This is a genomic window from Streptomyces sp. OR43 (assembly GCF_008042275.1).
Classification (GTDB): domain Bacteria; phylum Actinomycetota; class Actinomycetes; order Streptomycetales; family Streptomycetaceae; genus Streptomyces.
In genome coordinates, this window is sequence record NZ_RDBK01000001.1 from 107,676 (window position 1) to 114,195 (window position 6,520).

Annotated in this window: 7 protein-coding genes; all 7 read left to right on the plus strand. The window is 70.0% G+C overall.

Annotated elements, in window-relative coordinates; genetic code table 11:
• Positions 1 to 11 precede the first annotated feature (11 nt).
• The 7 genes from EAO72_RS00510 (at position 12) to EAO72_RS00540 (ending at position 6,164) form a co-directional block, all read left to right on the plus strand.
• Complete coding sequence (locus EAO72_RS00510) at positions 12 to 863, plus strand: HipA family kinase (RefSeq protein WP_148015175.1); 852 nt, start codon at positions 12 to 14, stop codon at positions 861 to 863.
• The gene (locus EAO72_RS00515) at positions 860 to 1,243 is read left to right on the plus strand and encodes a DUF3037 domain-containing protein (RefSeq protein WP_148015176.1); all 384 of its coding nucleotides are present in this window, start codon (positions 860 to 862) and stop codon (positions 1,241 to 1,243) included. Before EAO72_RS00510 ends, EAO72_RS00515 begins: the two co-directional genes overlap by 4 nt.
• 230 nt (positions 1,244 to 1,473) lie before the next feature.
• Positions 1,474 to 2,235: a 3-oxoacyl-ACP reductase FabG gene (gene fabG / locus EAO72_RS00520; RefSeq protein WP_148015177.1), complete on the plus strand. Its 762-nt coding sequence runs from the start codon at positions 1,474 to 1,476 to the stop codon at positions 2,233 to 2,235.
• Between the two features lie 20 nt (positions 2,236 to 2,255).
• Entirely contained in the window at positions 2,256 to 3,011 is a 756-nt protein-coding gene (locus EAO72_RS00525; RefSeq protein WP_148015178.1) for an SDR family oxidoreductase, read from the plus strand.
• A gap of 118 nt (positions 3,012 to 3,129) precedes the next feature.
• Positions 3,130 to 4,710, plus strand: coding sequence for an ABC transporter substrate-binding protein (locus EAO72_RS00530; protein WP_148015179.1), 1,581 nt, complete (start codon positions 3,130 to 3,132; stop codon positions 4,708 to 4,710).
• 121 nt (positions 4,711 to 4,831) lie between these two features.
• The gene (locus EAO72_RS00535; RefSeq protein WP_148015180.1) at positions 4,832 to 5,515 is read left to right on the plus strand and encodes a uracil-DNA glycosylase; all 684 of its coding nucleotides are present in this window, start codon (positions 4,832 to 4,834) and stop codon (positions 5,513 to 5,515) included.
• Positions 5,516 to 5,678: 163 nt separating this feature from the next.
• Positions 5,679 to 6,164: a hypothetical protein gene (locus EAO72_RS00540; RefSeq protein WP_148015181.1), complete on the plus strand. Its 486-nt coding sequence runs from the start codon at positions 5,679 to 5,681 to the stop codon at positions 6,162 to 6,164.
• Positions 6,165 to 6,520 lie beyond the last annotated feature (356 nt).

Genomic DNA, 6,520 nt, shown 5'->3' on the forward strand with positions numbered 1-6,520 from the left:
GGCCTGGGAAAGTGCTAACTGAGGTCGTAGCGACCCGCTACGTCACGCCTCTGCGTGAGGGTGGCTCGCTCCCCGGGATCGTCGAGGCCGACGACCTGGGTACGTACGTCATGAAGTTCACCGGCGCGGGACAGGGCCGCAAGACGCTGGTCGCCGAGGTGATCTGCGGGCAGCTCGGGCGGCGGCTCGGGCTGCGCGTCCCCGATCTCGTGCAGATCCAGCTGGACCCGGTGATCGGCCTCGCCGAACCCGACCAGGAGGTACAGGAACTGCTCAAGGCGAGCGGCGGGCTGAACCTCGGGATGGACTTCCTGCCCGGCTCCCTCGGATTCGACTCGCTCGCCTACCAGGTGGACCCGCGCGAGGCCGGACGCGTCGTCTGGTTCGACGCGCTGATCAACAACGTCGACCGCTCCTGGCGCAATCCGAACATGCTGATCTGGCACGGCGATCTGTGGCTCATCGACCACGGCGCCACGATGATCTGGCACCACAACTGGCCGGCCGCCCAGGCGTCAGCCGCCAAGCCGTACAACGCCTCCGACCACGCGCTGGCCCCGTTCGGTCCCGACGTCGCGGCAGCCGCCGCCGAGCTCGCCCCGCTGGTCACGGAGGAGCTCCTCACCGAGGTCGCGGCCGACGTCCCCGACGAGTGGCTGGTGGACGAGCCGGGCTTCGGGTCGACGGATCAGCTGCGCCGCGCCTATGTGGAGGCGCTGCTGCCGCGTGCCGCCACCATCCACGAACGGATCATCCTGGACGCGCCGACCGCGTCCAAGCCCTCACAGGCTCCGGGCTGGCTCAGTGAACGCCTCGCCCCGCGGCACGACGACCAGAACAGCGACAAGGGCGGCCGGCCGTGACCCAGCGCGATGTCTTCGAGTACGCCCTCCTGCGCGTGGTGCCACGGGTCCAGCGCGGCGAGTTCTTCAACGCGGGGGTCGTGGTCTACTGCCGCGCCAAGGGATTCGTCGCCGCCCGCACCGCCCTCGACGAGTCCAAGCTCATGGCCCTGGACCCCGGCGCCGACGTGACCGGGGTCCGAGCGGCGCTGCACGCCGTCGAGGGTGTCTGCCGGGGCGGTACGGACGCGGGCCAGGCGGCCGGCGACGACGCCGGGCGGCGCTTCCGCTGGCTCATCGCGCCACGCTCCACCGTCATCCAGCCGAGCCCGGTGCACAGCGGCCTCACCACCGACCCCGCCGCCGAGGTCGAACGGCTCCTCGACCTGCTGGTGCGCTGAGCGAGGCCCCTCCGGCGCTGCCGCCGCCCGCCGCGGCGGTGGCGCCGTCCGGTGTGACATGCGCCGCTGCGTCCGTGGGCCGTTGACACCGGGTGCCAGGGCTTCTAGCGTCTCGTCTGCTGAAGGTACTAAGCGGTTGCTCAGTTATCGGGAACGTTCTCGCGGGCCTGTCCCGCGGAATCGCTCGCGACGTCCGCTGAGCCGCGATCCAAGGGCGAGGAGAGCCAAGCATGTCCACCACCGAGCAGCGCGTAGCCATCGTGACGGGAGCCGCACGGGGCATCGGTGCCGCCACCGCGGTACGCATGGCGGCCGAGGGCCGCGCCGTCGCCGTACTCGACCTGGACGAGGCGGCCTGCAAGGACACCGTCGAGAAGATCACCGCTGCCGGGGGCAAGGCCCTCGCCGTCGGCTGTGACGTGTCGGACAGCGCTCAGGTGGAAGCCGCCGTCGCGCGGGTCGCCGCGGAGCTCGGCGCCCCGACGATCCTCGTCAACAACGCGGGCGTGCTCCGCGACAACCTGCTGTTCAAGATGAGCGAGTCCGACTGGGACATCGTGATGAACGTGCACCTCAAGGGCGCGTTCCTGATGGCCAAGGCCGTCCAGAAGCACATGGTGGACGCCAAGTTCGGCCGGATCGTCTCGCTGTCCTCCTCCTCGGCCCTCGGCAACCGCGGCCAGGCCAACTACGCCGCGGTCAAGGCGGGTCTGCAGGGCTTCACCAAGACTCTCGCCAAGGAGCTCGGCAAGTTCGGCATCACCGCCAACGCCGTCGCGCCGGGCTTCATCGTCACCGAGATGACCGCGCAGACCGCGGAGCGCGTCGGTATGGGCTTCGAGGAGTTCCAGGCCGCCGCCGCCACCCAGATCCCGGTCCAGCGCGTCGGCTTCCCGGAGGACATCGCCAACGCCATCGCCTTCTTCTCGGGCGATGACGCGGGCTTCGTCTCCGGCCAGGTCATGTACGTCGCCGGCGGACCGCTCAACTGACCCGAAGGGTTACGGACATCATGACTGTGCAGGACAGTGGCAGGGTCGCGCTGATCACCGGGGCGAGCCGCGGCATCGGCTACGGCATCGCCGAGGCGCTCGTCGCCCGCGGCGACCGCGTGTGCATCACCGGACGCGGCGAGGACGCGCTGAAGGAGGCCGTCGAGGCGCTGGGTTCCGACCGGGTCATCGCCGTCGCGGGCAAGGCGCACGACGAGGCGCACCAGGCGGCGGCCGTCGAGCGCACGATGGAGGCGTTCGGCCGGGTCGACTTCCTGGTCAACAACGCCGGTACGAACCCGGTCTTCGGGCCGATCGCCGAGCTGGACCTCAACGTGGCCCGCAAGGTCTTCGAGACGAACGTGATCTCGGCGCTCGGCTTCGCCCAGCAGACCTGGAAGGCCTGGCAGAAGGAGAACGGCGGGGCGATCGTCAACATCGCCTCCGTTGCGGGTGTCTCCGCCTCGCCGTTCATCGGCGCGTACGGCATGAGCAAGGCGGCCATGGTCAATCTGACCCTGCAGCTCGCGCACGAGTTCGCGCCGGTCGTCCGGGTCAACTCGATCGCTCCGGCGGTCGTGAAGACCAGGTTCGCGCAGGCGCTGTACGAGGGCCGCGAGGCGGAGGCGGCCGCGGCCTACCCGCTGGGCCGGCTCGGTGTCCCGGCGGACATCGGCGGGGCCGCGGCCTTCCTCACGTCGAGCCAGTCGGACTGGATCACCGGCCAGACCCTCGTGGTCGACGGCGGGATTTTCCTGAATGCCGGCGTGGGCTGAGAACGGCCTGGGCCGGTTTGGCCCTGATTGCCTCAAGTGCCCCGCCGGGCCAGCGGATTGACCCGGTGGGGCGCTGCGGTATGGTCTGCCGACCCATGGCTGATCGAGGAGCGTGCACGTGTTCTACCGGGCCAGTCTGCAGGCTGCTGCAGCCCTTGCTTCCCTGTCTTTGCTGGCCGGCTGCGGTCTGCTTCCCGGCGGTGGTTCGGACGTGGAACAGAAGCTGGCGGTCGGGACCACCAGCTCACCGTCCACGCTCGACCCCGCAGCGGCCTGGGACGGCTCCTGGGAGCTGATGCGCAACGTGTTCCAGACCCTGGTGAGCTTCCCCACCGGCAGCACGAGCCCCGAGCCCGACGCCGCGGACAACTGCCGGTTCACCGACAACACCAGCACCGCCTACCGCTGCGAGCTCCGCGCGGGGCTGAAGTTCTCCAACGGGGACAAGCTCGACGCCGAGGCCGTGAAGTACTCCATCGACCGGATCAGGACCATCGCGGTCAAGGGCGGCCCGGTGGGCATGCTCGGCTCGCTCGACCGGGTGGAGACCAAGGGCGACGACGTCGTCGTCTTCCACCTGAGCAAGCCCGACGCCACCTTCCCGTTCGTGCTGGCTACGCCGGCCATGTCGCTCGTGGCGCCCAGCGCGTACTCGAAGCACAAGATCCGCGACGACGGCAAGGTGACCGGGTCCGGTCCCTACCTCCTCGACGACTACAAGCAGGGTGACCGTTCCGAGCTGGTGCGGAACCCCGACTACAAGGGCTTCGCCGACCGTAAGAACGACGCGGTGACCATCCGGTACTTCGAGGAGTCCGGCTCCATGGTCGAGGCGCTCAGGAAGAACGAGATCGACGCCACCTACCGCGGCCTGGGCGCCGAGGAGGTCGTGAACCTGGAGGACAACAAGGACGCGAACAGCGACCTGCAGATCGTCGAGACGGTCGGCGCCGACATCCGCTTCCTGGTCTTCAACCCGGAGGACCCGGCAGCCGGGAACCCGGCCGTTCGGCGTGCGATAGCCCAGCTCGTGGACCGTGACGCTCTGGTGGCCAAGGTCTACCGGGGCACGGCCGAGCCGCTCTACTCCATGGTCCCCAAGGGCATCGCGGGGCACACGACCAGCTTCTTCGACACGTTCGGCGACCCGGACAGGAAGAAGGCCGAGAGGATCCTCACCAAGGCGGGTATCACCGAGCCGGTCGCGATGACGTTCTGGTTCACGACCGACCGCTACGGATCGTCGACGGCCCCCGAGTTCGCCGAACTCAAGCGCCAGCTCGAAGCCTCCGGGCTGTTCAGGATCACCCTGAAGAGCAAGCCCTGGAAGACCTTCCAGGAGGGCTTCACCAAGGGCCAGTACCCCGTCTTCGGGCGCGGCTGGTTCCCGGACTTCCCGGACCCCGACAACTTCATCGCCCCGTTCGTCGGCAAGGACAGCGTCACCGGCATGCCCTATGTGAAGAACGAGATCACGAACGAGCTGCTGCCCCAGTCCCGCAAGGAGAGCGACCGCGGCGCGGTCAGCAAGCAGTTCGAGCGGGCCCAGGAGATCCTCGTCGACGACGTCCGGCTGCTGCCGCTGTGGCAGGGCAAGCTCTACGTCGCCGCGGGCGAGGACATCGGCGGCGGCGAGCGCGCGCTGGACCCGCAGACGGTCATGCAGATGTGGGAGCTGTACCGCAAGGCCAGCTGGTAGCCGGTCCACGGACCCAGGAGCTGCGGACTACGGACCTCGGAGGGCTCCCCGGGGTCCGTTGTCAGTGGCCCCCGGTAGGTTCTGGGATCAAGAACCGCATTGCTTATCGGAGGTTGTTGACGTGACCGACACCTACCCGCTGCCCGAGTCCTGGCGCGGCGTCCTCGGCGACGAGCTCGACCGTCCCTATTTCAGGGAGCTCATGGAATTCGTCGAGAAGGAGCGGGCCGACGGGCCGGTCTATCCGCCCCGGGAGCAGGTGTTCGCGGCTCTGGAAGCGACCCCGTACGACAAGGTGAAGGTCCTGGTCCTCGGCCAGGACCCCTACCACGGCGAGGGCCAGGGGCACGGTCTGTGCTTCTCCGTGCGGCCGGGCGTGAAGACGCCGCCCTCCCTGCGCAACATCTACAAGGAGATGAAGGAGGAGCTCGGCCTGCCGGTCCCGGACAACGGCTATCTGATGCCGTGGGCCGAGCAGGGCGTGCTCCTCCTCAACGCGGTGCTGACGGTGCGTGCCGGTGAGGCCAACTCGCACAAGGGCAAGGGCTGGGAGAAGGTCACCGACGCGGTGATCCGGGCCGTGGCCGCACGGCCCGACCCGGCGGTCTTCGTGCTCTGGGGCAACTACGCGCAGAAGAAGCTTCCGCTGATCGACGAGGAGCGCCACGTGGTCGTGAAGGGTGCGCACCCCTCACCGCTCTCGGCGAAGAAGTTCTTCGGCTCGCGTCCGTTCACCCAGATCAACGAGGCGGTCGCGGCGCAGGGCCACCGGCCCATCGACTGGCGCATCCCCGACCTGGGCTGAGGGCGCGCCGGAGCCTGAGTGCGAATGTCCGCCGCGGCGGTTAGCGTCGAACCGGCTGCAACCGGAAGGAACCGGCAGAGACCGGCAGGTTCCGTCGGGAGGCAGCCGGAGTGTGCCGGGACCGATCGGCCGGGCGTGGGCGGACAGGTGCGAGGAGACCGCGGTGACGGAGCAGCAGGAGGCGTCGCAGGACGTCGTCATGACCAGGATCGGCCAGGCGGTCATGTTGCTCCACGGTGGTGACCGGGAGGAGGCCCGCAACCGCTTCGGTGCCCTCTGGGCGGAGATCGGCGAGAGCGGTGACGCCTGGCACCGGTGCACCCTCGCGCACTACATGGCCGACACCCAGGACGACCCCGGCGACGAACTGGCCTGGGACCTGCGGGCCCTCACCGCTGCACAGACGCTGACCGAGGACGGCATGGCCGGGCACCGGGACGCGCTCGCCGTGCGTGCCTTCCGTCCCTCGCTGCACCTCAGCCTCGCGGCGGACTACGTGAAGCTCGAGCGCCCCGCCGCCGCCCGGATCCATCTGGACCGGGCCCGGCGGGCCTCGGGCGTCCTCGCCGACGACGGTATGGACGACGGCTACGGAGGAGGCGTCCGGGCCGCCATCCGACGGCTGGAGCGGCGACTGCGGGAGTTCTGACCGCCCGCCCCCGGACCTGCGTCAGGCGTCCGGAGTCCGGGGCGGACGTGTGTGCGCTGGGGCGGGGATACGGGCGCTGGCCCGCGGGCAGCCCGCAGTCGCGGATCTGCGACGACACGTACGGCCGCTGACGCGGCGGCCCCGCACCGGGACCGGTGGCCCGCCGACGGGCCACCGGAGACCGCGCCCTCCCCGGACTCCGGACGCCTGACGCAGGTCCGGGGGCGGGCGGTCAGAACTCCCGCAGTCGCCGCTCCAGCCGTCGGATGGCGGCCCGGACGCCTCCTCCGTAGCCGTCGTCCATACCGTCGTCGGCGAGGACGCCCGAGGCCCGCCGGGCCCGGTCCAGATGGATC